The sequence below is a fragment of the Candidatus Woesearchaeota archaeon genome, from assembly GCA_018303405.1.
Lineage (GTDB): Archaea > Nanobdellota > Nanobdellia > Woesearchaeales > JABMPP01 > JAGVYD01.
The window spans coordinates 14,912-38,527 of record JAGVYD010000011.1 but is presented as its reverse complement, the minus strand read 5'-3'; the positions used below and the strand labels follow the sequence as shown (position 1 = coordinate 38,527).

The following is a 23,616-nucleotide window of genomic DNA, read 5'->3' as shown; positions in this document are numbered from 1 at the left end:
AGTGATAGGCGCCATGATTGAGCCAGGGAGGCGCCAGCTTGCCAATTCTACACATGGGATTGCCAATTCAACGCATGGCCGGTCGAAACATTTATAAACCCAATCTGATTTATGTGCTAAGACGTAGCTAAACGTAGCTATGTCACTAGAGATAACAATAGAGCTGAAGCAGTAACGAATGAAAGACATGATTTGGAACGAACAGAGGTTCGCTACCCAAATAAGAAAAATAGCCTAAAAAAGGATAGCCTAAGAGATATAACACGGAGGTGTTATGCAAATGAAAGTAAGAAAGGCAATAAAGCGAATCATGGCCTTGAGCACAGGCGCTGCAATGTTGGGCGCTACAATGTTCGGAGCCATGGCAGCCGCCGATTTGGCTAACTACCCAAGTCCGTTGTTCATCAAGGACGGCGTATTTGATGGTGTGTTGGGTGTCGGCGACAATGCAGCCGCAGAGGACATTATTGGTATTACCAATATTGCAACCAGCCTGCAGGCAGCATCCGTCAAGAAAAAGGTCGTTGAGACAGGCGGCGTAGTAGTCGATGTCGAAGGCGATGCTAAGAAGATTGGCACATCATCCAACTTCTTGGAGTTCGGAGAAGGCCTGAATGACGCAGGAATGACAACAGTCGATTCCGGTGATTTGGCAGCTCTGGCAGACGGATCATTCCAGAACAGCAGAGGAACCTTTACATATACGCAGAGCGTAGACTTGGCTGACAACGCATCCATTGTATATTACAAGGACAGCGACCAGTCAGAGGATCCGGCCCTTTATCTGAAATTTTTCAGCGGCCAGCCTGCCTATACATACAGGGTTTCATTCACACCTGGAATGGAAAGCGAGCACGACTCAAGCAACAATCTAAAAGACTTCAGGGACAAAGCCATACAGCTGTTTGGCAAGGACTATTCCATTGTAACCGCCACAAACGGAAGCGCGGGAATAACCTTGACACTGTTCTCTGGCGCAGTCACAGACATCCTTGCTGAAGGTTCTTCAAAGACCTACACCATCAAGGGTAAGGACTATGATGTCACTGTGACATACATTTCAACAACTGAAGCCCTCTTCACCGTAAATGGTGAAACCACAGACAAGCTCCTGGAAGGCGAAACCTACAGGCTTGCCGATGGAACAGAGGTTGGTGTAAGGGACATCCTGTCACAGAACTATGCAGGAGAAACAACTGGAGGCGACAAGGTCCAGTTCTCACTCGGTGCACAGAAAGTGAAGATTGTGGATGCATCTGCAACAACTTCAAACTGGGGAGCAACAGTCCAGGTTGGAAATGAGGACCTGAACAACGTCAATGCAGACATCATTGCAACAGGAGACACAACCGTAAAGGTCAGTGAATTGAGGTTCAAGTACGAGCCATCAAGCAACCTTTACGTGCCAGTGGGCGGTTCTCTCTCAGCAAGCGCTGATGAAGAGGAAGGCGAAACTGGAAACGTGATCTTCAATGGCTTTGACCTTGAGTTCAAGGGACTGTCAACAGGCACCACAGAGACATTGAAAGTTGAGCCAGACAGCACAACAAGGTACAACTTAAGATTCACCAACAGGAATGGTGACGCTTATAACATACCAATCTGGAGTGCGATGTCAGACACAGCACCAAATGTCTTATTGGGCGACTGGGACGGATCAACCTACAAGCAGCTGCACGTCAACGAGTCAGAAACAATTGCTGACGAGGATTACTTCTTGTTAAGCCCATCAGCAACGCAGAAGACGCACATCATGCAGTTCAAGAGTGTTAACACAAACGATAACACCCTGAAAGTCAAGGACATGATGTCAGGCGGCAGCACATGGGAGATCAACAACGCTACACAGGTCACCATTGACGGAACTGCATACACAATGTATTTCGTCGGGTCAGGTTCAACTGCCACAATGAGGGCAGACTTGAATGGAGACGGAGATTCCGCGTCAGCACTTGCCACAAGCACAGATGTTGCCAACAGGATCTATACCAGATATTCTGGTTCAGATGGATATCTCCAACTTCAGCCAAACGGCACAACAGTGAACCAGTCAGCAAACTTCTCAAACTTCGTAACAGAGAAGTCAGAGAATATGCCGCCTGGATCAAGTGCCAACACATGGCAGGAGTCAATCAACTGGACCCTGACTTGGGATGCAGCCAACGATAAGCTGAAATTGAACTCCCCGACCACAAATGGGTTGGACACAATTACAGCAGGTGTCAGGTTTGGCAGTTTGGATACGAACATGGAGAAGCTGGATGGTAAGGACATCTATGAAGGATGGTCTTACTTTGGTGTTTGGGGTCAGTATGACTACACAAACTCAGACCAGCCTACCTTCGAGTTCACATATCCGGACAACCAGGCTGAAGTGTTGGTCTACATAACAAGCGGAGCAACAACCTCCACCGAAGGAAGCTCTGGCGGCCTCGTAACAGAAGTCGTACAGAAAATCGACGTCGGTGCAGTTAAGCTTGCATCCGAAATCACCACGCCAAGCGCAAGCAATTTGATCTTGGTTGGTGGGCCATGCGCAAACAGCGCGGCCAGGCAGGTCATGGGAGTCACATCAGCGAATTGCGCTGAAGGCTTCGAACCCGGTAAAGCAATGATTAAGCTTTACGAGCATGCACCTGGCAAGGTTGCAATGGTTGTAGCTGGAGCAACTGCAGTTGATACCAGAAGGGCATCACAGGTAGTCGCAAATTACAAGGACTATGCTGCTGACCTGAAGGGAGCAGAGGTAGTTGTGACAACAGTCACCAGCACTCCAACTGTTGCTATGCCTGAAGCTGTTGCTGAAGACACAACAATGGTTGACGAGACGGAGACCGCATAAATAAGGGAATGAAATTTCCTTTATTTTTTATTTTTTTTATCTTATTCTTCTCGATTCTAAACAGCTTATTTAGAAATCTATTTGACGAGCTCACCGAAAAAAGTATTGTTCTTTGCCCTTGTAATCCTTAATTTAACCGTGCCTGACGCCCTTCCGCAGCCTTGGACAGATATGACCCTGTCCTTGCAGACCGCCAGCATATCGCCCTTAAATTCAGCCGGGCACGCCAGCCTTGCCGTGGCAATGTCCCCGAGCTTGAACGGCATTTCAAGCTTCTTCGTTGGCTTCAGGACAAATCCAGGAAAGACTCCGCTGATTGAAACCCCGTGCTTTTGCTCCATGGCCTTGATTTCCTCAAAAAACTGGTCCCAGTGCTTTTCCTTGGTCTTTTTGACCTTTTTCCCCAACGTGTGGATTTGGTAGTTCTGGATCCTTATGGGCGCATTTATTACCTTGGCAAACTCAATAAGCTCATCCATGTCTGCGTCATTGTGGCCGGGCACCCAGACTGGCGCCAATAGTAAAACGCCTCTCCTGGCAAGGTATTTGCAGCTTTCCTTTACCCTTTCGATGTTATAGGTCTTGGAATTGAACAGGAATTTGCTCTTTTCAGGGTTAAGGGAGTGCAAAGACACATTGAACCGCGTCATGCCGGCATCAATTAGGTCGTCCATCAGCTTTTGTGTAAGCAGGGTGGCATTGGTATTCATGGAAACGTCCTTTATTTGAGGGATTGCGCGAAGGCCCTTGACAAGGCCCGGTAAGTCAGCATACAATGTTGGCTCGCCATGGGGATTGACATTTATCTCGATATAATCACTCCCTTTGTAATCCACCAGCTTTTTGACTTCCTGCAGCATGTATTCCTTTTCAACCACGAAATCTGTAGCCCTCCTTGTGAGGTCAACAGAACAGAAAATGCAGTCAGTGTTGCAGCTTGTGATTGGCTTGACTTCTATTGTTGACACATTCTTGTCAGATATTCCAATAAATAAGCTCCCGATCAGCGGAATGCCTGAATTCCGGTGCAGGTAAACAGCCGGCTTTTTGGAAAGCTTGTTCCTAAGCCTGGAAAACCCTGCAGACAGCAATAGCCCGAATTTTCGGTCAGCCTGTTCCTGGCTTGTTTTGGGAAATAAGATGGACCTGCTGGATGTTAAGGAAAAATCCCCTATCCTTTTCAAATCGTCTTTGGCAATTTCAAATGAAAATAGCTTGAGGAATGTGCATTCGATGTTTTCCCCTGACCCGCTGAATGTCAATGTTTCAAAGCTTAATTCTGCCATGTGTTGCACAAGGCTAGGTGCAATTAAAAAGGTTAGTTTTTCCGACAAAAGATAGGATTATGGGAGTTTGCCATGACAATTCCTGGGGCAATTCGCGGTCGTTGTTCCAACGACTTTATTTTTCTCCCATGCTCTAGCTGAGGGGGAGAAAAATAAACCCTGATTTGACATGGGCAAATCAGGGCGCGAATTCAATTGCGGCAGGCATGCTGCCTGCATCTAGCTAAGATTTAAATATATCAGGGGTTTATTCGAATCAGGGGGTTATGGAATGGCTGACAAGGAAATTAATATTACATATGACACGCTTTTTGAGCTTCTCAGGCGGGAAAAGAACAGGGAAGAGCTTCAGCCGTTGCAGGAGACTTTCTACCAGGACATTGTGAATTACCTGCGCGAAAAGGAAGCAATCATGAAAAAGCCGGATGACGGCAATGTGTTTTTCTCAGATGAAAAGGATAAGACAAAGTCCCAGCTGGAAAATGTCAGGAAAATAATCAAGGAATTGTACGAAAGGCGGGAAAGAAAGCTGGTCGAAATGTCCATGTTCAAGTCCAGGACAGGGTCAAGCCTGATAAACACCGCAAATGTGCTGAAAGAGGAAAGACTGCTTTTTGACTCATTGGTAGGCGAGTTCAACATGTTCAGGAACGGGGTTTTGAACAATGTGCTGAGCCTGAGCTATCCGGTCATGACCAGGGCGGCTGCTGTGGAAAAGCAATCTGAATCCCGGGCTGCAAGCAAGGGCGGCCAGGAAATGGCCAGCGAGAGGAAAGAAGCTATGCCCAAAGCAGAGGCTAATGAAACAGCCATAAAAGCCACCCATGTTGTTGAAATTTCAAAGCCGGGCCAGGCAAATGATGCAATGCTTATAGAAAGCATCAAGGCCACAATCAGGTTCACAAGCCATGTGCCCAAGTTTGTGGGAAAGGAGCTTGAAGTTTATGGCCCTTTTGAGCCAGAGGATATTGCCCACCTGCCAAAGGCAATTGCTGATATTCTTGTCAGGAAAGGCAGGGCAGAGAACATAGAGTCCAATAGCTAGTCATTCTAACAGCAGCCCGCGGGGGGCTTCCGCCCTGCATAAGCAAAGAAAAGGCTTTTAAATGGGCATCTTTTCCATAGGGGCATGAAATTGCCCAAGACCAGGAAAAAATACTGCCCGTATTGCAAGAAGCATACCGAGCATAAAATAACCCTGACAAAGAAAAAAAGCCCGAGAAGCATGAGCTATGGCTCCAAGGTGAGGGCCAGGTTGAGGGGAAGGGCCAGGGGCACTGGCAACCTCGGAAGGTATTCAAAGCCGGCAGTTACAAGCTGGAAAATGACTGGGAAAAAAGTCACAAAGAAGACAGATTTGAGATACACGTGCACTAAGTGCAACAAGATGCACAACCAAAGGTATGGGATTAGGGCCAAAAGGGTTGAGTTCAAGTAAATCCAGTGGAAGCGACCATCCCGCCGCCGGACAAAACAAAAAAATATGAAGGTGCCAAAATGAAAATCAAGGAGCATTACTCAAAATTCATCAAGGTCAGGTGCACCAAGTGCAAGAACGAGCAAGTGGTGTTTGGAAAAGCGTCAATGGAAGTAAAATGCCTGGTCTGTGGCAAGGTTTTGGCCAGGCCAACAGGAGGCAAGGCTTCGATTGACGCCAGAATTCTGGAGGTCCTTGAGTAAATGCTGTACAAGAAGCAGGGTTACCCGCAGGAGGACGAACTTGTCCTTTGCACTGTTACCAGTGTTCAGCACCATTCTGTATTTGCAAATTTGGATGAATACGGCAAGACCGGAATGATCCATATTTCTGAAGTATCGCCCGGAAGGATTAGGAATATAAGGGACTATGTCAAGGAAGGCAAGGTTGTAGTCTGCAAGGTTCTCAGGGTTTATCTTGAGCGGGGAAACATTGACTTGTCCCTGCGAAGGGTTACAGAGACGCAAAAAAGGGCAAAGATAAACCAGATAAAGCAGATGCAGAAGGCAGAGAAAATCGTTGAGCATGTTGCAAAGCGGCTTGGCAAGAAAACAGAGGACCTGTATGATTTTATCAGCAAGAAAATACTCCTCAAATACGCTAACCTTTATGCGTTTTTGGAGGATCTCTCGGAAAATGAAAGCCTTGTAAGGGCTTTTGAGCTGCCGGCAGATGTTGCGCTGGCCTTGGTGGAAACCGTAAAAACAAGGATAAAGCCATCTGAAGTCCAGATAAGCGGAAAGCTCAGCCTGGCCAGCTTCGAAGGCAACGGCATTGAAATTGTAAAAAAAGTCCTGATTGAGACAAGAAACACTGATATTGATAGGATTACCATGAGCTATGCCGGGGGCGGAAAGTACAATCTGGTTGTAAAGGCGCCTGATTACAAGACTGCTGAAAGGATACTGGGCAAGGCAATTGAGACAGCTGTTGAAGGGATGCAGAAAAAAGGCGGAATCGGTGAATTTTTTAGGGATGAAAAATGAGGCACATCCTGAAATGCCCTGAATGTGGAAATTATTCCATGGAAGATGCTTGCAGCAACGGCCATGCGCCCGTGCCAACAGCAAACCCAAAGCCTGCAAAATACTCTCCCGACGACCATTATGGCGAATACAGGAGAAAGGCCAAGCTGGAAAAGTGGCAGTCTGAAGGGCTGCTTTAATTCTGTGCCGGGATTCGAATTAATATCATCTGGATTTGGGGCCAGAGGGAATTGTGGAATCCTGGGATAATAAGTTATTTAAATGCCCATGACTTTTTGCATTGCATGGCCTGGAAAATCGAAAAATTTGTGAAAAAATTCCCTGTCCTAAACAACCCAATACTGGTTGAAGGACTGCCCGGCATAGGGAATGTCGGCAAAGTTGCTGTTGATTTTGTTATTGCAGAGTCCAAGACTGTGAAAATTTGCAGGTTTTTTTCCCATGGGCTTCCAAATTCTGTATTTGTCAATGAGGAAAGCCTTATTGAGCTTCCGACTATAGAGCTCTATTATAAAAAAATGGGGAAAGGCAAAAGGGATCTGCTTTTGCTTGCCGGAGACATTCAGCCAACCAATGAGGAATCATCATATGAATTCTGCGAGACTGTTATTGGGATGTGCAGGCAGATGAAATGCAGGGAAATCATAACTCTTGGAGGCATAGGCCTTTCAACAATATCCAAGACGCCAAAGGTCTATTGCACCGGAAACAGCAAGGAAATTGTCAGGAAATACACAGATGGCACAGGTGCAAGCCCCAAGCTCTATGGAGTTGTCGGGCCAATCGTCGGCGTTTCAGGCCTGCTTGTGGGGCTGGCCGAAAGGCAGAAGATAAGCGGGATTGCAATGCTCGCTGAAACCCTTGCCCACCCTATGTATCTTGGGATCAGGGGGGCAAAGGAAATTATCAAGGTCCTTGACAGGAAGCTGAAGCTTGGCGTTGATGTAAAGAAGCTGGAGAGGGACATCAAGGACATGGAATCCGATATAATGAAAGGCGGTGAACTGGAGAAGGCATCCAGGAAAATGAAAAGCTTCACAAAAAAGGAAACAAGCTATATTGGATGATTGTGCATAATCTGAGATAAATAATGGCCCGGGTGCCATTGCAATTTGGAAAAGAGGCTGGCAATGTCAAGGATAAGAAGGATCAGGGCCAGGGAAGTTCTGGATTCACGTGGCAATCCAACTATTGAGGTTGATGTTGAAACGCATTCTGGCATTGGCAGGGCAAGTGTCCCGAGCGGTGCGAGCACAGGGGCCCATGAGGCGCTTGAATTGAGGGATGGCGGCGCTAGATTTGGCGGCAAGGGCGTCCTTAATGCAGTGAAAAACGTGAATGATGTAATTGCAAAAAAATTGGCTGGCAAAAAGGTGACTGACCAGGAAAAAATTGACTCAGAAATGCTGAATCTTGATGGCACGCCAGACAAGTCAAGGCTCGGCGCCAATGCAATTCTGGGCGTGAGCATGGCTATAAGCCGCGCCGCGGCAGTTTCTGAAGGAATCCCGTTGTACAGGTACCTTCAAAAGCTATCGAAATCCAAGAAGCTGGTCATGCCTGTCCCGTGCATGAATATCATCAATGGCGGCAGGCATGCCGGCAACAGCCTGGATGTCCAGGAATTCTTGATAATGCCGACTGGAGCTGCAAGTTTTTCTGAGGCAGTCCAGATTGGCGCTGAAACATACCATGTGCTCAAGGATGTGATAAAGGGAAAATATGGCAAGAATGCCACTAATGTAGGGGATGAGGGTGGATTTGCCCCTCCATTGAAAAAAATATCCGAGGCTGTTTCCCTGATTGAGGAAGCGCTGCGTGATTCCGGATACAGTGATAAGGTGCAATTGGGCATTGATTGCGCTGCAAGCGAATTTTACAATAATTTTTCGTACAGGCTAGCAGGAAAAGAGGTCAGCAAAAAAGGATTGATAGAGATTTACCAAGATCTGGTTGACAAACACAATTTTGTGTCAATCGAAGATCCATTTAATCAGGAAGAGTTTGAAGCATTTGCAAGCCTAAACGCTGGGTTAAGGGGAAAGGCACAGGTTGTCGGCGATGATTTGCTTGTTACGAATGCCAGAAGGATAGCCACAGCAATTGAAAAATCATCCTGCAGCTGCCTCCTGCTAAAAGTAAACCAAATTGGGACAGTAACAGAAGCAATTAATGCGGCAAATCTTGCCATGAAAAGCGGATGGAATGTGATGGTAAGCCACAGAAGCGGGGAGACTGAAGACAGCTTTATTGCTGATTTGGCTGTTGCGCTTGGCTGCGGGCAGATAAAAACAGGCGCGCCTGCAAGAGGGGAAAGGACCGCAAAATACAACCAGCTTTTGAGGATTGAAGAGGAGCTTGGCAGCAGGGCAATATACCAGGGAAAGATAATATGAAAAATACCAGCAGAAAAAGATTTCAAAGGCAAGCTGTGGTACTGCTGATTCTTGACGGGTGGGGGATTGCTAAGGGGAAAAAAGGGAATGCAATTGCCAATGCAAAAACGCCGAATCTTGATTTTCTCAGCAAAAGATATCCGCATGCAATCCTGAGGGCTGCTGGCGAGGCAGTCGGCCTTCCGCCGGGCAACCAGGGAACAAGCGAGGTCGGCCACCTCAATATCGGCGCAGGCAGGATTGTTGACCAGTCGCTTGTCAGGATTAACAAGAGCCTCAAGGACAAATCTTTCTTTAGGATAAAGGGATTAGTAAGTGCAATAGACCACTGCAAGAAATACAGGCGCACTTTGCACCTCATGGGCCTGCTGCAGGACCAGGGAGTCCATGCAAGCCAGGAGCACCTTTTCGCCCTGATGAGGCTCTGCAAAATGAGGAGATTCAAAGATGTCGCAATACATGTCTTTTCCGACGGAAGGGACACCCTGCCAAAATCTTGCATGCGATATATTTCTGCGCTGAAGAGGCAAATAAGGAAACTTGGCCTTGGGAATATTGCCACATTGTCCGGAAGGTACTATTCAATGGACCGCGACAAAAGGTGGCACCGGACAAGAAAGGCATATGAGTGCATTGCCAATGGAAAGGGATTGAGGGCAAAAAGCATAGACAGCGCCGTATCTCAGGCGTATGGAAGAGATGAGACAGATGAATTCATCCTGCCGACTGCCATTGGCAGTTATGAAGGACTGAAAAACAATGATGCGGTAATATTCTACAACTTCAGGTATGACAGGGCAAGGCAGATAACAATGGCAATGGTTGAGCCGGGCTTTGCTGGATTCAAAAGAAAAATGAAGGAAATATTTTTTGTGGGCATGACTGATTACTACAAAGGCATGCGCGCAAGGATTGCTTTCCAGCCGCTGAAATTGAAAAATACCTTGGGTGAAGTCATAAGCAGGCACGGGATGAAGCAGTTGAGGGTTGCCGAGACTGAAAAATACGCCCATGTGACATATTTCTTCAACGGCCTGCAGGAGAAGCCAAACAGGGGTGAAGACAGGATTCTTATCCCATCCCTAAAGGTTGCCACTTATGATTTGGCGCCGAGGATGAGAGCCTATGAGATTGCAAAAAAGGTTATTGAAAAACTGGACACAACAAAATATGGGCTTATTGTGGCGAATTTTGCAAATGGCGACATGGTAGGCCACACAGGAGTATTCAAGGCAGGCATACAGGCATGCGAGCACGTTGACAAATGCATTGGCAGCGTTTACAGGGCAGCTCAGTCCGCTGGCGCCGCATTAATCATAACTGCAGACCATGGAAATTGCGAAAAAATGAAGGAAAAGAACGGAAGCCCGAACACCGCCCACACAACAAGCCAGGTCCCGTTTATTCTTGCTGCAAGTGGCAATTATCAGCTGAGAAACGGCATTCTTTCAGACATAGCGCCTACAATCCTCAGGCTTCTCAGCATTAAAAAGCCAAAAGAAATGGACCGCAAAGGGCTTATTGTAAACATTTAAATTATGTTGCCCAATCTCAACCCTATGAAGCTGGAAGCCCTTGAAAAAAACCTGCCCAAGGATTTTTTTGAAGTATTGCAAAGGGAGGAGATCAGGGAGTTAAGGCCTGCCCAGGAAAAAGCTATAAAAAAGGGACTTCTCGACGGTAAAAGCCTGCTGGTTTGCACCCCCACTGCTTCAGGGAAAACCCTGATAGCAGAGCTTGCAGGAGTAAAATCCATCATGGAAGGGAAAGGCAAGGTTATCTATATTGTGCCCCTCAAGGCATTGGCCAGCGAAAAACACAAGGAATTCAGGCGCAAGTATGGCAAGCTTTTCAAGATTGCAATTTCAATTGGCGACATGGATTCAGCAGATGAATACCTCCTGGATTATGACTTTATTATAACCACTAGCGAAAAATTGGATTCCCTTATGAGGCATCATGCGCCCTGGCTGAAATATGTCAGGGTAGTGATCATAGACGAAATCCACCTTCTCAATGACCCCGGAAGAGGGCCCACTCTTGAAATAATAATCACATTGCTGAAGGAGATCTTGAAAAATGTCCAGATTGTCGGCCTGTCCGCGACAATAGGCAATCCAAAGGAGCTTGCTGAATGGCTCGGCGCACAGCTTGTTGAGGATGACTGGCGCCCGGTCAAGCTGCATAAAGGGGTTTACCTTGACGGCGAAATAGAGTTTGATGCTTAGCTTCAGCTACGCCTGGCTGCGGGGGCATTTCGTACAATAAATGTTATAAATGGGATATTCTGCCTTATTCACATGCCATACATGATACTAAAGGACGAGGCAACTGCAGATGTTGCATTTGTGGTCCAGGAGAAGAATCTCAAGGATATTTTCCAGACTTCTGCCAAAGCAGTCTTCAATACACTTGTAGAAACAAAAAGCGTGGGAAAAACCATTGTAAAAGAACTGTATTTGGAAGAAACAGACCCGGAAAAGCTGCTCTTGAAATTTCTGGAGGAGATTGTCTACATCAAGGACGCTGATAACATGGTGTTTTCATCTGTTGAAATCAGCCTGGCGCAGGGCCATGCCATGATTTTGCGCGCACAGCTTCTCGGGGAAAACATCGACCCAAAAAAGCATAAATTAAAGCTGGATGTAAAGGCAGTTACCCTGCACATGTTCAGGCTCCAGAAGAAGAAAAATGGCTGGGAAGCCAAATTTGTCTTGGATATTTGATGGAATAAAATTTTTAGGATACGATTTTGAGGAAATGAAAATACAAGATGGCAACTGGCATTAAAAACATTGGAAAGGGCGTCTGGGAAATACCGGTAACATACAAAGAGGGCATGAATGTTCCTGCCCGGATCTATGCGACAGACAAATTGATGAAAGGCATGGATGAGGGAGTGTATGACCAGATTACAAATGTTGCATGCCTTCCAGGAATACAGAAAGCTGCTTTGTGCATGCCTGACGGCCACTGGGGCTATGGCTTCCCGATAGGCGGTGTTGCGGCATTTGACCTGGATGAGGGGATAATATCCCCGGGAGGGATTGGCTTTGACATAAATTGTGGCATGCGCTTAATCCGCACGAATTTGACATATGATGAAGTCAAGCCAAAATTAAAGCTGCTGGTTGATACATTGTTCAAAATCGTTCCAGTGGGAGTGGGCGGCAAGGGTTTTTTGAGATTGAACAAGCAGCAGTTCAAGGAAGTCATTGTGGACGGCGCAAAATGGTGCGTCGACAATGGCTACGGCTGGAAAGAGGACACAGACAGGATAGAGGAGAAGGGCGCGATTAAGGGCGCTGACCCGGCTAAAATCAGCGATAAGGCATATTCAAGAGGAATGAACCAGCTTGGCACATTGGGGAGCGGCAACCATTACCTGGAAATCCAGGTGGCATATAAGAACAGCATCTACGACTTAAAAACAGCCAAGGCTTTTGGCATTGACCAGGATGGCCAGGTTGTGATAATGATTCATTGCGGCAGCAGGGGATTTGGGCATCAGGTTGCGACAGATTATTTGCACACTTTTGAGGATGCAATGAAAAAATATGATATAACCGTCAAGGACAGGCAGCTTGCATGCGCGCCATTCAACAGCAAGGAAGGCAAGGATTATTTTGCAGCCATGACTTGCGCAGCAAACATGGCGTTTGCGAACAGGCAGATAATAATGCACCAGGTCAGGAAGGGGTTTTCCCAGGTTTTTGGAAGGTCAGACGAGGAAATGGGAATGAACCTTGTCTATGATGTCGCGCATAACATTGCAAAAGTTGAGGAATACAAGGTTGATGGAAAAAAGAAAAAGTTGGTTATACACAGGAAAGGCTCGACCAGGAGCTTCGGGCCGGGAAATGCCGAACTGATTCCTGCTTACAGGAAAGTAGGCCAGCCCGTCATCATAGGAGGAAGCATGGAAACAGGCTCATACCTTCTTGTCGGGACCGACAAGGCAATGGAAGAGACTTTCGGCAGCACATGCCACGGGTCAGGCAGGACAATGTCCAGGGCAAAGGCAAAGCATGACATCCGCGGAGACAAGCTGCAGAAAGACATGGAAGCAAGGGGGATTTATGTTAAGGCTGCCTCAATGTCAGGCCTGGCCGAGGAAGCAGGATTCGCCTACAAGAATATTTCTGATGTTGTTGAGGCAGTTGAAGAAAGCGGGATTTCCAAGGCTGTAGTTGGGTTGAAGCCGATTGGGAATATTAAAGGCACCGTTAACATATTGGGGATGATAGTGCCTTTCTTTGTATTACTGATTGTCTTATTTTTTCTCTTAATTCTTTGACTTGATTTTCAATATCTTTCCACAATACAAGTTTTCGACGATAAATATCAAATATCAGGTTCTTTTTTGCAATTTTTTCGGGGTGTCTAATAGGTATCTTTCCCAGTAAATCTAAAGTTTCTTCCTTTTTGTAGGTTTCAAGAGTATAATAATTCCTGTTGTATTGAAACTTTACGTTTTTATGATAACTAATGTGGCCCTTAGAATGACTTTTGTGTATGGAAAGATGATATCCAATGGATTTCAGTTTACTTTTTATTTCAAGCAGAAGGTCCAGATTCTGACTAAAAAATCTAATAACATATTGAAAGTAATTGCCAGATTTCCTAACAATAATACTGCCATCAGAGTCTATAAACCCGCCAAGGAAATTGTAAAAGTTATGAGCCTTTATCCAAGTAGGCATACATTTGTTTTTTGTATCCAATAGAAATAAAAAACTTTCCAGATCAATGTGACTTTGAAACCTAAACGTATTTTTATTTTTAGTTTCCTTATGATTAGTTATCCCGTATTTTTTAAAAGTTTTACATAGCATTTCCATGAAAGTTTTATGAGTAGAAGTTGTGATAAGTTTTAAAGTATATTTAGATTTCAGGATAGGAGTTAGATCACCCATCACTAACCCGTATAAATAGGCTTTTTCTTGAGGAGAAAGGCAGAACTTCTTCTTTTCTTGGATATAACCTACAGCCAGTTGGGCCGTTCTGCTATCTGGAATTCTGATTCCGGTTTCAATAAGAATTTTCCTAATTTTTGTCCTCGAAATGTGAGTCTGCCGGGAAACTGCCCTAATAGAGTGTATTTTTGTATAAATTTTCACTATTTCGTTTGTTGTTGGCACTTTTACACCTCCAAAGTTTTCATTTTTTTAAACTTTGGAGCCTGAAAAAAAGGAATGTATAGCGAAACTGCGTAAAAGATTTTCGATGAAATCGAAAAGATTAATTTGGCAGTTTTGCGTGTTCTCTTTTTGACAAATATAGAGAGAAAAGCTTTAAATACTTCACGACGACATGTCCAGTGGAGAGTGAATCATGTCAAATGAACAGAAATACATCAAAGACAAAAACCTAAGTGACTCTGTTACAAAAACAAAGGTTTCTCATGGCAGGATAGAAACTGCAGATAGAGTTAGGAAAGCTAAAACAGAAAAAGAGCTAGATTTAGAAACTAGAAGATTAGGCTTATTAAATAAGATTGATAAATCAACAATTGGAAAAGAACTTGTCATTCCAAAAGAGCTTAGAAATTGGCAACAACTCATTCTCATCGTTGGCACGTTACAATTAAAATCAAGTAAAGAGATAATATAAAAAGAGGCAAAAGAAAATGCACGAAACTGTCATTGCAAGAAGAATAATTGATGATGCGCAGAAAAAAGCCGGAAAAGGTGGGGAAATAGAGTCAATCATCCTCGACGTTGGAGAACTTGGCCCGATACATGACCATGAACTAAGGGAAATTCTTGAAACGCTTACAAAGTGGAAAATAAAGATAAAGGAGATAAAAGCAAAGGCAAAATGCAACTGTGGCCATTCAGGCCATCCAAAAGTGCTTGAAAGGGGGCATGAATTCTGCCTTTATGTCTGCGAAAAATGCGGAAAAGTCCCAAAACTTTATGAAGGTGGGGATATAAGGATAAGGCAGGTAACCGTAAAAAAAGCAAAAAAGGTGAAAAACTGATGTGCCTGGCCTATCCTGGAAAAATCCTGAAGATCAGCAAAGACATGGCAACCATAGATTACGACACTGAAAAAAGAAAGGCAAAAATTGTGGAGAGGAAATACAGGCCAGGCGATTATGTTATTGTGCAGGGCCGAATCGTGATTGAGAAAGTCAACAAAAAAGCAGCTGAGAGATGGCTGGAGATGATCCATAGTGGCAAAGCCTGCTAAGCTGCCCAAGGCAGTGTCAGTTGAAAGCTATTTTCTTAGGTACGCATTCCCGTGCACCTATGTTATTAAGCAGCGCGGGGAGATAAATGACAGGACATTCAGGGCGCTGGAAAACGCTGCCATGCACAACAGAAAAGTTGGAAGGAAGCTTCTGGAAAGCACATATAGGAAGGCATTTGAAAGGATGGATCGCGTGGCTGAAAGCATGGGCATCAGGAGCCATTGGGATTTGAAGGTAATCAGAGAATATTTTCACAACAGGCACAACGCCATGATTGAAGCGGGCGATGGCTCTTATGCAATCGCGCCAAATGTTTTCAGGGAACTGTGCAAGGTGCACACGGCAGAGATAATCGAGAAAAGGGATGATTTCTTCATTGTGAAATACGGCAGGGGAAAAACAAGGGTTGTAGGTTCATTCTATGTGCCTGGCGCCAAGAAAGGCGACAAGGTCAGGATACATCACGGCTTTGCTGTTGAAATGGCAGAGTGATTTTTTCCGCAATGACCAGCATTATAATAATCCCTGCCAGGATCATGACCGTGCCCAGGATTTGTGCGGGAATAATAGCTGCATCTGAAAAAAAATGATTTAGTGCTGTTGTGATTGGCGAGCCCAGCAATAGTATGCTGGTCGCGGCTGTGACGCTTAGGTCTTTTAATCCATTGTACCAGGTTAGGACATAGCCAAACAATATGACTGAAGTTGCAAGAATCCACAACATTTGGTCTTGGGTTAAGGATGCCATAAGGGCAATCTCGCCAGTAAAGGCCAGATAAACCAATATGAATAGTGAGCCAAAGGACATTCGCCCGAATGCAAGCACATTGCCAGGCATGTTTCTGAGCAAATACTTTGAATAGGTGTTCTCGACTGCCCAGAACAGAGTGGCAATCAGGACCAAGGTGTGGCCTGTGCCCCATGCAAAATCCTGTGTCCATAATTGCAGGAAGATGAAATTGCCAGCGAGAAGCAGAATCCCGCCGACTATCATACCAAGGTTTAATTTTTCCTTGAGGAATGCCACTGCAACAATTGCCACAAAAATGAACATTGTCTTCTGGATAAACGACCCTGCAGGGCCTGATACAAGCTGAAGCCCGCGAAAGAACAGTAAAAATGGGATGGACCCGCCGACCAGCCCGACCGCGGCCAATGACAGCCATTGCTTACGTGAAAGCTTTTTCAATTGTGAGAAATTGCCCAAAAAAAAGATGGTTGCAAACATAAAGGCAGCCACAATGATTAGCCTGGCAAAGGTATAAACTGAACTATTGATTCCTGTAACTCCAAATTTATTGGCAAATATGGCAAAGCCGCTGATAACAGCTGTAGCCAGAACAGAAGCCAGTGCCATCTCTTTTTTCATGCCATCCAAAAGCAGGGCATTATTTATATATTTTATCACATTTGAAGCCATTCAGCCATGAAATATGTCTTATGTTTCGGAAACCCTTATGTTAAGGATGACAGTCTTGCCCAGCAGACAGCCAAAAGGCTCAAGCTGGACGGGATTGAGATGGTCAGCTGCAACTCCCCGGAAGAGATTATGTTCTACATGGACAAGGATTTTGCCATCCTTGATGTGGCCACGGGAATCAAGGAGGCTCAGGTGATAAGCGATCTTGCACAGCTTGAATCCTCCAAAATGGTCAGCCTGCATGACTTTGACCTTGCTTTTTTCCTTAAGCTGCTGAAAAAGCTCAACACAAAGTCCAAAGTCAGGCTTATTGCTGTACCGGCCAAATATCCCATGGATAAGCTGGAAAAGCGCCTCAAGCTTGAACTACTATAAAATAGTTAATTATTTAAAGTGTAAAATCCCTGGCATGCACATAGGAATAGCCATGTTGGCTATAAAATTCGGATAATAAAGAGGTGGGTGGTGAAAAGATGGTAGATTTTGCGAAAGCTATAAAGAAGCCATTTACAAATTGGAAAGCGTTCATTATAGGGGTTCTCCTGAGCCTCATACCAATTGTTAAATGGTTTACAAAGGGTTACATCCTGGAATCATCAGGTGTTGGAAAAGTTAAGGCATCGGCCAAATTGCAGGAATGGGAAAACTGGGGTGAAATGTTTGTGAAGGGGCTTGCCTCAACAGTTATTACTGTAATTTACATGCTTCCCGCATTGATCATCGCAATGATTGGCTCGGCAACCTTCCTGGTTTCGCTTTTCAGGACCTATGTTGGGACAATTGTGCCGATTGACATGGTTAAGGAGTTCGCTGCCGGTGGTGGCGATGCTGCGGCGCTTGAAGCTATCCTGAGGCAAAATTGGTACCAGGCAGTTCCTGCGGTAATGGCATTTGCGCCAATCCTGTTGCTGGCATTCCTGTTTGCGCTTTTGGCATGGTACATGTTGCCGATGGCTGTCCTGAACTACGTTGCAACCAATAAATTTGGCAGCGCGTTCCAGTTCAGGAAAGTGCTCGGCATGGCCTTTTCTGGAGACTATTTCCTGACATGGATAATTGTGCTGATATGCTCAGCCATAATTGCCGCCTTGCTCAACCTGGTGCTGTTCATAGGCCTGGCAGTGATGTTTTTTGTGGTTGGAGTGTTCAGCTATTCCCTGTACGGCGATGTTTACAGGAAGCTGGCATAAGAATATTATTTTTTTTATTTATTACTTTTTTGGCTTGGAATCTTCCTGTTCTTGCTGCCCTTGAGCCACTTTACTTTCAGAAAATGAGTTGAGCATGAAAAGCATGGGTCATAACTCCTTATCAGCTTCTCAATTTCCACAACAAGCTGGTTGTTGGGCAGATGGAGTATGCCCGGCAGCAGGTCCCTTATGTCATCCTGCATGTTCCTGAGGTTTTGCGCAGTCGGTGTGACAATATTTGCATAAGTGATTTTGCCCTCTTTGTCGAGCACATATTCGTGCCAGAGCGTCCCGCGCGGGACTTCTATTGCTGATATGCCGTGCCCTTCCTTCACCTGGATCTTTTTCAATGGCTCGGACGCCACATTCTTCAGGCTGGCACAAATCTCCATGCCCCGGTCAACATAATGCACCAGCTCTATTGCCTGCGCCAGGTTGTTCATGAACGGGTTGGTGACGGGGAATTTTAATCCAAGGCTTTTTACCAGTTTTTTTGCCGGCTGATTCAGGTGGCTGTGGTTGTTGTTCAGCCTTGCCAGCGCCCCGACCATGTAGCTTTTGCCTTCTTTTACCACAAAGTTGGCAGTTGAATATGGCTCATGGTATTCCTTTATGTACTTGTGGTATTCCTTCTGCGTGAAATCATTGCTTTTTGACCTGATGTGTCCCATGAAGATTGAGTATGTCCTGCCGTTATAAAGTGAAAAATACTCAGTCTTGTGCGAATAATCCGGATTTTTCAGGGAGCCTATGAATTTGGCTGTCTCTTCCACGTCTCCTGCAATTGAGCCAAGCTTTGTCTTGAGGTCCAGAATTTGCTCAGGCGGTGGGAATTTCAGGAATCCGCCGACTGTTGCGCTGACCGGATGCAGGTCGCGGCCACCGACAACCTTGATGATTTCATTGCCGACTTTCATCATTTTCAGAGCGCGCTGGATTTCTTTTTTGTACTTTGGCAGCATCGAGAGCGCTGATTCATAGCCAAGGTAATCAGGCAGGGCAAGAAAATAAAGGTGCGTGGCATGGCTTCTGATGCGCTCCCCTATTGTCAAAAGCTTTCGCAGCGCCACAGTTTGTGGGCTCGGGGTCACGTCAAGTGCCCTTTCGATCGCAATTATGGCAGCCACTGTATGGGCGCAGCTGCATATTCCGCAGATCCGCGAGGAAATCTCGCTGGCCTCATAATAGTAATGCCCTTTCAGAATTCCCTCAAAATAGCGCGAGCCTTCGACTGAGCTCAGCTCGCATTTCTTGATTTGCATGCCATCGATTTGAAGCGCCAATGTTGCATGGCCCTCGATTTTTGTCAGATGGTTAAGGCTAATGGTTTCCGTCATTCAGCAGCGCCTCTGTTTCCTTTGAAATTTTCAAGCCTACAAAGCTCCTCATCCTGTTGTGGATAAATTTCTTGTCAAATCCTTTGCTTTCCAATAGCTTTACCATTGTCGGGATGTTTGCATCATCGGTGTGGCCCCTGCATCCCCAGCATTCAAAGCCTCCATTTATGCAGACTGCATTGCATCCGCCGCGCGTGATTGGGCCAAGGCATGGCCTCCCAATTTCCAGGAGGCAAAGGTTGTTGTTTCGCCTGCATTCAATGCAAACGGGGTTGTTGTATGCCTTTGGCTCCTTGCCTGCAACAATGTCCTTTATGAAAGTCAATATCTCCTTCTTGTCCGGCGGACAGCCGGGTATGGTGTAATCCACTTTGACATGCGCGTCAACCGGCGAAGGGTCCAGGTCTTCAATGCTTTTGTTTTTGGTATAAAGAAGGTGCTCATAGTTTTCCTTGAGGGTGAAATTTCTGTAGGCAGGGACACAGCCCGTATGTGCGCATGCCCCCAGGGCAACAAGGCATTTTGCCCTTTCCCTGAGCTTCTTGGCCACTTCCAGGTCTGCAACTGACGCTACAAGTCCCTCCAGAAACACAAAGTCAAACTCCTGGTCTATGTTCTTTTCCCTGACAAATGGAAAGGCAGTCACATCAATTATCTCGAACAGGTCCAGGATTTCATCCTCATTGAAAAGCACGCTGAGCTGGCATCCTGCGCAGCTGGTAATTCCATAAAATCCTATTTTCAATTTTTGCTTTGGATTATTTTCTTTTTTCATGGTTTCGCTCAGCAGGCATTTTGCCTAGTCATTTGTAAATTTATTTACCCGGTCATACCTGAAAACCGGCCCGTCCATGCAGGTGAATTTGCCGCGGATCATGCAATGGCAGCACTTGCCAATTGCGCAGTACATCAGGCGCTCTGCGGATATGAAAATCTGGTCGTCATGGAAGCCCTTTGACTTGAGGATGTCAATAACGAACTTCATCATGATTGGCGGGCCGCAGATGAAGGCAACAGTCTGATTGGGGGATACATCCTGCTTTTTCAGCACATCAGTCACAAAGCCAACAGGCCCGGTATAGCATGCTGCGACATCGCCTTTGTACGGGTCATTGTCAACACTTACAACCACGTTATACTTGCTTGCCCACTTGGCCGATTCCCTTTTGAAAAGAATATCATCGGGGCTCCTGAAGCCAAATACCAAATGCACATCCTTGTAGCTTTTCCGGTTATGCTCAAGATATTCAATAATCCCTTTCAGAGGTGCAACGCCACACCCGCCGCCGACCAGAAGGATGCTATTGCCTTCCAGCAATTTCATGGGATATCCCGTGCCATAAGGCCCCCTGATAAACACCCGGTCTCCTGCCTGCAATTTAGCCAATGCCCTTGTCATGTTGCCGACTTCGCGGACATTGAGCTTCAAGTCCTCTCCTTCATGGGAGCAAATGGAGATGGGACATTCCCCGATGCCGGGCAGGCTTATTTGGACAAACTGCCCGGGGCCATGCCGAATCTTAATGTCAAGTGTCAATGTGAAATTGTCGTGGGATTCCCTGAAGGTTTCAGCTACTTTGGCAGCAATCGGGATGTAAGGGTTTTCATTTATTGCTGTTGTGAATTGCTCAGTCCGGCTTTGCTGGTTTTTTGGTGCCATTCTTAGGGGTCTTTTTTGGTCTGGCCATTCAAAATGGGTTTTATTAGTATGCAGTTATATGCAATTAAAATGTCATTTCATCTCATTGATTATTTTTACAAAATCAATCTTGGTCGGGCATGCTGTTATGCATCTTCCGCAGCCAACGCATAAGTCAATGCCGTGCTGTTCCCTGAAATACTCCAGCTGGTGATAGATGCGGTGCTTAAACCTGTCCTCCCGCTTGTCCCTGAATACATGGCCGCCTGCAACCTTGGTAAATTCCTTCACCTGGCATGATGACCATGTTCTTTCCCGCTTTGATTTTTTTGGGTCTTTTAACTCCGTCTGGTCGTGCACCTCAAAGCAGTAGCAGGTCGGGCAAAGGCTTGTGCATGCTCCGCAGCTTATGCACATGTCCACTCCCTTTTTCCAGTCCGGGTGGTCGTACAGTTCAGAAATATCCTTGTTGAGCAGCCGGTCCGTGCCCTCAATTTTCTTGTCAGACTCGGTAATGCTGTAATTGCTTGGCTTGAACATTTTTTTTGACTTCGCAATCACTGCTTCGCCTTTTTCACTGCCAGTCTCGGCCAGGTAGCAGCGCCCCCTGTCAAAGAACATGATGTCAAAGAAATCCTTTAGGTCCATGCTGCCGCAGAAGCAGTAGATGCTTGGCGCTTCGTTGCAGTGATAGCCTAAAAGCAGGGCTCCATCGCGCTGCGCTTTGTAATATGGGTCAGGGGTATTTGACAGGAATGCCCTGTCCTGGTGCATTATGGCGTTCAGGTCGCATCTTCTCAGCCCAAAAAAAGCCCTTTTCTTTGGAGCATCAAGCTTTACTTCAATTTTCCCGCCATTAAAAGTGAACAGTGTTTCCTGCTTCCTGAAAAAAAATTCTTTGACTGGAAAAAATGAATTTTCTGCAAGGTGGATGAGAGAGATGTCCTTTATTGGCTGAAATCTTACAAGGTCAGTCTTAACAGGGGCTATAAGCTCATAGTTTTTCATAATATCCTGCAAGAACCTGCTGAAATCTGCCTTGGTTATTTCAAAGACTGGCATGTGGCCTCTTTTTCCCTTTATGTTGTATACAAATATCTATAAGAAGGTATTTAACATTCAGCATTATAAATGTTTTTATTGGTTATTAAGCAGCATGTGCTCAGTTGAAAATAGTGTCAGCATCAAGTTGCGCAGTGCTCCTCGCATAGGCATGTCAATGCCGGAGGGGGTCGTCCCTAAGCCGGCCTCAGTTCGCACGGAAGCCGGGGAGACATTCCTTTGGAAGTCTCCCGAACCGCATTTTAATCAGCATGGAGTTCAGGGGATTGAGTGTAACGAAAATCCCCTCAAGGCTAATTTCGTCGTCAAGGGGCGAAACCGTTGCGGGGATACGACATCATTCATAAATCATAAAGCACGAAGCCGATGCTGACCGAGCGAACTTTGTGAGCGAGATTTTCAACTGGGCTTAAGCAGCATGGCCAGGGATGCATAATAAAGAGGCAGGCCAGTGCAAAGCTTATTATAATATCAGCCGCCAGAAGTAGTTAGTAGTAGGATATTGTGATATTATAGGGGGGATTTTGACTTATGATAGGCACGGCAAGCGAAAAGGTCCCGGGCGGAAAATTGGTTAGGGTAAAGCTTAATTTTGACAATGGCAAAATATTCTCAGCTGCAATAACAGGGGATTTCTTCATACATCCTGAAGATAAAATCAATGAGCTGGAGGAAATTTTCATTGGAAAAAGCATTTTCTTCGAAAAAGCAGACATGCTCAAGCTTCTTGAGGGCATTGTTGAAAAGCATGACATGAAGCTTGTGGGAATCACGCCAGAATATATTGTTAAAATTGCCAAGGATGCAATTGCAGCAGGCACAGAAAAGAGCATGCAGGATGAGGCAGAAAAAAAGAAAAAGGAAAACAGTTGAGACAGGATAATTCACCAAAGTAAAATACCAGGGTAATTCATAGGGGGGTTTTAGTATGGCAAAATGGAGAATGCTTAGGCTTCAGGCAAATGATGCTTTTATTAACATGGCTTTGGATGAGGCTATCTCCAAGTCCGTTGCTGAGAGCAAATCCGTGCCAACCATTAGATTTTACACCTGGGAGCCAAGTGCTGTGAGCATAGGCTTTTTCCAGGGTATTCATGAAGAGGTCAACCTCAATAAGTGCAGGGAGCTTGGAGTGGATGTTGTCAGGCGCAGGACAGGCGGAGGCGCTGTATACCATGATTCCAGTGGAGAAATAACCTACAGCGTAATTGCGCCTGAAAAGATGATGCCAAAGGGCATCACTGAATCCTATCACCTTATTTGCGGATGGATTGTTAAATCCCTGGACTTGTTGGGAATAAAAAGCGAATTCAAGCCGATAAATGACATTATAACTGACTTTAAGAAAATCTCAGGCAATGCACAGACGCGAAGGGACGGCATTTTGCTCCAGCATGGAACAATTTTATATGACCTTGATGTGGAAAAGATGTTTTCCATGCTTAAGGTCGGCCAGGAAAAGATTTCCGACAAGATGATTGCTGATGTGAAGCAGAGGGTCACCTCGGTCCTGCAGCAAAAGAATATTCCCATTGAAGAGCTGTATGATGCTCTTGTGCATGGCTTTGGCGATGGCAAGGACTTTGATTTTGCCGGGCTGACCGAAGAGGAGATGATTCAAGCTTCACTGCTTGCCGAGTCGAGATACAAGACAGAAGAGTGGAATTTTATGAGATAGTTCTTTTTGCTTCTTTTTCTTGCCAAGAAAAAGAAGTTATCCCCCTGCCCCCACGGCCCTTGCACTCCCGCTCCCCCTGGCCTAGCAAAATGCCCCAAAGAAACTCA

Annotated in this window: 27 protein-coding genes; 20 read left to right on the top strand and 7 right to left on the bottom strand. The window is 45.7% G+C overall.

Annotated elements, in window-relative coordinates; genetic code table 11:
* Positions 1-280: 280 nt before the first annotated feature.
* A complete protein-coding gene (locus tag J4227_04040) occupies positions 281-2,842 on the top strand; it encodes a hypothetical protein (GenBank protein ID MBS3109673.1) in 2,562 nt (853 codons plus the stop codon).
* Between the two features lie 77 nt (positions 2,843-2,919).
* Here the strand turns inward: J4227_04040 and J4227_04035 are convergent, their stop codons facing one another.
* The gene (locus J4227_04035) at positions 2,920-4,128 is read right to left on the bottom strand and encodes a radical SAM protein (GenBank protein MBS3109672.1); all 1,209 of its coding nucleotides are present in this window, start codon (positions 4,126-4,128) and stop codon (positions 2,920-2,922) included.
* A 271-nt stretch (positions 4,129-4,399) separates the two neighbouring features.
* Between J4227_04035 and J4227_04030 the strand changes: the two genes are divergently transcribed.
* The 11 genes from J4227_04030 (at position 4,400) to J4227_03980 (ending at position 13,284) form a co-directional block, all read left to right on the top strand.
* Positions 4,400-5,173 (top strand): hypothetical protein, encoded by a 774-nt coding sequence (locus tag J4227_04030; GenBank protein MBS3109671.1) that lies wholly within the window; start codon positions 4,400-4,402, stop codon positions 5,171-5,173.
* 84 nt (positions 5,174-5,257) lie between these two features.
* A complete protein-coding gene (gene rpl44e / locus J4227_04025; protein MBS3109670.1) occupies positions 5,258-5,566 on the top strand; it encodes a 50S ribosomal protein L44e in 309 nt (102 codons plus the stop codon).
* Positions 5,567-5,625: 59 nt separating this feature from the next.
* A complete protein-coding gene (locus tag J4227_04020; protein MBS3109669.1) occupies positions 5,626-5,808 on the top strand; it encodes a 30S ribosomal protein S27e in 183 nt (60 codons plus the stop codon).
* Positions 5,809-6,591 carry a translation initiation factor IF-2 subunit alpha gene (locus J4227_04015; protein ID MBS3109668.1) on the top strand — a complete coding sequence of 261 codons (783 nt, stop codon included), beginning with the start codon at positions 5,809-5,811 and terminating at the stop codon, positions 6,589-6,591.
* Complete coding sequence (locus J4227_04010) at positions 6,588-6,770, top strand: ribosome biogenesis protein (protein MBS3109667.1); 183 nt, start codon at positions 6,588-6,590, stop codon at positions 6,768-6,770. Before J4227_04015 ends, J4227_04010 begins: the two co-directional genes overlap by 4 nt.
* Before the next feature lie 105 nt (positions 6,771-6,875).
* The gene (locus J4227_04005) at positions 6,876-7,658 is read left to right on the top strand and encodes a PAC2 family protein (protein ID MBS3109666.1); all 783 of its coding nucleotides are present in this window, start codon (positions 6,876-6,878) and stop codon (positions 7,656-7,658) included.
* A 63-nt stretch (positions 7,659-7,721) separates the two neighbouring features.
* Positions 7,722-8,987: a phosphopyruvate hydratase gene (eno, locus tag J4227_04000; protein ID MBS3109665.1), complete on the top strand. Its 1,266-nt coding sequence runs from the start codon at positions 7,722-7,724 to the stop codon at positions 8,985-8,987.
* Entirely contained in the window at positions 8,984-10,522 is a 1,539-nt protein-coding gene (gene gpmI, locus J4227_03995; GenBank protein MBS3109664.1) for a 2,3-bisphosphoglycerate-independent phosphoglycerate mutase, read from the top strand. Before eno ends, gpmI begins: the two co-directional genes overlap by 4 nt.
* 24 nt (positions 10,523-10,546) lie before the next feature.
* On the top strand, positions 10,547-11,215 hold the full coding sequence (locus J4227_03990) for a DEAD/DEAH box helicase (protein ID MBS3109663.1): 669 nt from the start codon (positions 10,547-10,549) through the stop codon (positions 11,213-11,215).
* A 72-nt stretch (positions 11,216-11,287) separates the two neighbouring features.
* On the top strand, positions 11,288-11,713 hold the full coding sequence (locus J4227_03985; protein MBS3109662.1) for an archease: 426 nt from the start codon (positions 11,288-11,290) through the stop codon (positions 11,711-11,713).
* Positions 11,714-11,760: 47 nt separating this feature from the next.
* Positions 11,761-13,284, top strand: coding sequence for an RtcB family protein (locus J4227_03980; protein ID MBS3109661.1), 1,524 nt, complete (start codon positions 11,761-11,763; stop codon positions 13,282-13,284).
* Here J4227_03980 and J4227_03975 read toward each other — a convergent pair.
* Positions 13,214-14,128, bottom strand: a complete 915-nt coding sequence (locus J4227_03975) for a hypothetical protein (GenBank protein MBS3109660.1) — start codon at positions 14,126-14,128, stop codon at positions 13,214-13,216. The genes J4227_03980 and J4227_03975 overlap by 71 nt on opposite strands.
* Positions 14,129-14,321: 193 nt before the next feature.
* Here J4227_03975 and J4227_03970 point away from each other — a divergent pair, with 193 nt between their 5' ends.
* The 4 genes from J4227_03970 to J4227_03955 are packed head-to-tail and all read left to right on the top strand — an operon-like array spanning position 14,322 to position 15,675.
* On the top strand, positions 14,322-14,600 hold the full coding sequence (locus J4227_03970) for a hypothetical protein (protein ID MBS3109659.1): 279 nt from the start codon (positions 14,322-14,324) through the stop codon (positions 14,598-14,600).
* Positions 14,601-14,616: 16 nt separating this feature from the next.
* Positions 14,617-14,970, top strand: a complete 354-nt coding sequence (locus J4227_03965; GenBank protein ID MBS3109658.1) for a hydrogenase maturation nickel metallochaperone HypA — start codon at positions 14,617-14,619, stop codon at positions 14,968-14,970.
* Positions 14,970-15,182 carry a HypC/HybG/HupF family hydrogenase formation chaperone gene (locus J4227_03960; protein ID MBS3109657.1) on the top strand — a complete coding sequence of 71 codons (213 nt, stop codon included), beginning with the start codon at positions 14,970-14,972 and terminating at the stop codon, positions 15,180-15,182. Before J4227_03965 ends, J4227_03960 begins: the two co-directional genes overlap by 1 nt.
* Complete coding sequence (locus J4227_03955; GenBank protein MBS3109656.1) at positions 15,166-15,675, top strand: hypothetical protein; 510 nt, start codon at positions 15,166-15,168, stop codon at positions 15,673-15,675. Before J4227_03960 ends, J4227_03955 begins: the two co-directional genes overlap by 17 nt.
* Here J4227_03955 and J4227_03950 read toward each other — a convergent pair.
* Entirely contained in the window at positions 15,635-16,552 is a 918-nt protein-coding gene (locus J4227_03950) for a DMT family transporter (protein MBS3109655.1), read from the bottom strand. The genes J4227_03955 and J4227_03950 overlap by 41 nt on opposite strands.
* A gap of 57 nt (positions 16,553-16,609) precedes the next feature.
* On the opposite strand from J4227_03950, the gene J4227_03945 reads away from it, so the two are divergent.
* On the top strand, positions 16,610-16,978 hold the full coding sequence (locus tag J4227_03945) for a hypothetical protein (protein MBS3109654.1): 369 nt from the start codon (positions 16,610-16,612) through the stop codon (positions 16,976-16,978).
* Between the two features lie 98 nt (positions 16,979-17,076).
* Positions 17,077-17,793: a DUF4013 domain-containing protein gene (locus J4227_03940; protein MBS3109653.1), complete on the top strand. Its 717-nt coding sequence runs from the start codon at positions 17,077-17,079 to the stop codon at positions 17,791-17,793.
* A gap of 14 nt (positions 17,794-17,807) precedes the next feature.
* On the opposite strand, the gene J4227_03935 is transcribed toward J4227_03940, so the two are convergent.
* From J4227_03935 to J4227_03920, 4 genes are all read right to left on the bottom strand, one after another.
* Complete coding sequence (locus J4227_03935; protein ID MBS3109652.1) at positions 17,808-19,130, bottom strand: Ni/Fe hydrogenase subunit alpha; 1,323 nt, start codon at positions 19,128-19,130, stop codon at positions 17,808-17,810.
* Complete coding sequence (locus J4227_03930; protein MBS3109651.1) at positions 19,114-19,905, bottom strand: sulfhydrogenase 1 subunit delta; 792 nt, start codon at positions 19,903-19,905, stop codon at positions 19,114-19,116. Before J4227_03930 ends, J4227_03935 begins: the two co-directional genes overlap by 17 nt.
* A gap of 24 nt (positions 19,906-19,929) precedes the next feature.
* A complete protein-coding gene (locus J4227_03925) occupies positions 19,930-20,790 on the bottom strand; it encodes an FAD/NAD(P)-binding protein (protein ID MBS3109650.1) in 861 nt (286 codons plus the stop codon).
* Positions 20,791-20,862: 72 nt separating this feature from the next.
* Entirely contained in the window at positions 20,863-21,831 is a 969-nt protein-coding gene (locus J4227_03920; GenBank protein MBS3109649.1) for a 4Fe-4S dicluster domain-containing protein, read from the bottom strand.
* A gap of 531 nt (positions 21,832-22,362) precedes the next feature.
* Here J4227_03920 and J4227_03915 point away from each other — a divergent pair.
* On the top strand, positions 22,363-22,704 hold the full coding sequence (locus tag J4227_03915) for a hypothetical protein (GenBank protein MBS3109648.1): 342 nt from the start codon (positions 22,363-22,365) through the stop codon (positions 22,702-22,704).
* 55 nt (positions 22,705-22,759) lie between these two features.
* Positions 22,760-23,509, top strand: coding sequence for a lipoate--protein ligase family protein (locus tag J4227_03910; GenBank protein ID MBS3109647.1), 750 nt, complete (start codon positions 22,760-22,762; stop codon positions 23,507-23,509).
* Positions 23,510-23,616: the final 107 nt, after the last annotated feature.

Coding starts and splice junctions, on each gene's coding strand:
- J4227_04040 (MBS3109673.1), top strand. CDS start 281: ATGAAAGTAAGAAAGGCAATAAAGCGAATCATGGCCTTGAGCACAGGC.
- J4227_04035 (MBS3109672.1), bottom strand. CDS start 4,128: ATGGCAGAATTAAGCTTTGAAACATTGACATTCAGCGGGTCAGGGGAA.
- J4227_04030 (MBS3109671.1), top strand. CDS start 4,400: ATGGCTGACAAGGAAATTAATATTACATATGACACGCTTTTTGAGCTT.
- rpl44e (MBS3109670.1), top strand. CDS start 5,258: ATGAAATTGCCCAAGACCAGGAAAAAATACTGCCCGTATTGCAAGAAG.
- J4227_04020 (MBS3109669.1), top strand. CDS start 5,626: ATGAAAATCAAGGAGCATTACTCAAAATTCATCAAGGTCAGGTGCACC.
- J4227_04015 (MBS3109668.1), top strand. CDS start 5,809: ATGCTGTACAAGAAGCAGGGTTACCCGCAGGAGGACGAACTTGTCCTT.
- J4227_04010 (MBS3109667.1), top strand. CDS start 6,588: ATGAGGCACATCCTGAAATGCCCTGAATGTGGAAATTATTCCATGGAA.
- J4227_04005 (MBS3109666.1), top strand. CDS start 6,876: ATGGCCTGGAAAATCGAAAAATTTGTGAAAAAATTCCCTGTCCTAAAC.
- eno (MBS3109665.1), top strand. CDS start 7,722: ATGTCAAGGATAAGAAGGATCAGGGCCAGGGAAGTTCTGGATTCACGT.
- gpmI (MBS3109664.1), top strand. CDS start 8,984: ATGAAAAATACCAGCAGAAAAAGATTTCAAAGGCAAGCTGTGGTACTG.
- J4227_03990 (MBS3109663.1), top strand. CDS start 10,547: ATGAAGCTGGAAGCCCTTGAAAAAAACCTGCCCAAGGATTTTTTTGAA.
- J4227_03985 (MBS3109662.1), top strand. CDS start 11,288: ATGCCATACATGATACTAAAGGACGAGGCAACTGCAGATGTTGCATTT.
- J4227_03980 (MBS3109661.1), top strand. CDS start 11,761: ATGGCAACTGGCATTAAAAACATTGGAAAGGGCGTCTGGGAAATACCG.
- J4227_03970 (MBS3109659.1), top strand. CDS start 14,322: ATGTCAAATGAACAGAAATACATCAAAGACAAAAACCTAAGTGACTCT.
- J4227_03965 (MBS3109658.1), top strand. CDS start 14,617: ATGCACGAAACTGTCATTGCAAGAAGAATAATTGATGATGCGCAGAAA.
- J4227_03960 (MBS3109657.1), top strand. CDS start 14,970: ATGTGCCTGGCCTATCCTGGAAAAATCCTGAAGATCAGCAAAGACATG.
- J4227_03950 (MBS3109655.1), bottom strand. CDS start 16,552: ATGAAAAAAGAGATGGCACTGGCTTCTGTTCTGGCTACAGCTGTTATC.
- J4227_03945 (MBS3109654.1), top strand. CDS start 16,610: ATGAAATATGTCTTATGTTTCGGAAACCCTTATGTTAAGGATGACAGT.
- J4227_03940 (MBS3109653.1), top strand. CDS start 17,077: ATGGTAGATTTTGCGAAAGCTATAAAGAAGCCATTTACAAATTGGAAA.
- J4227_03935 (MBS3109652.1), bottom strand. CDS start 19,130: ATGACGGAAACCATTAGCCTTAACCATCTGACAAAAATCGAGGGCCAT.
- J4227_03930 (MBS3109651.1), bottom strand. CDS start 19,905: ATGAAAAAAGAAAATAATCCAAAGCAAAAATTGAAAATAGGATTTTAT.
- J4227_03925 (MBS3109650.1), bottom strand. CDS start 20,790: ATGGCACCAAAAAACCAGCAAAGCCGGACTGAGCAATTCACAACAGCA.
- J4227_03920 (MBS3109649.1), bottom strand. CDS start 21,831: ATGCCAGTCTTTGAAATAACCAAGGCAGATTTCAGCAGGTTCTTGCAG.
- J4227_03915 (MBS3109648.1), top strand. CDS start 22,363: ATGATAGGCACGGCAAGCGAAAAGGTCCCGGGCGGAAAATTGGTTAGG.
- J4227_03910 (MBS3109647.1), top strand. CDS start 22,760: ATGGCAAAATGGAGAATGCTTAGGCTTCAGGCAAATGATGCTTTTATT.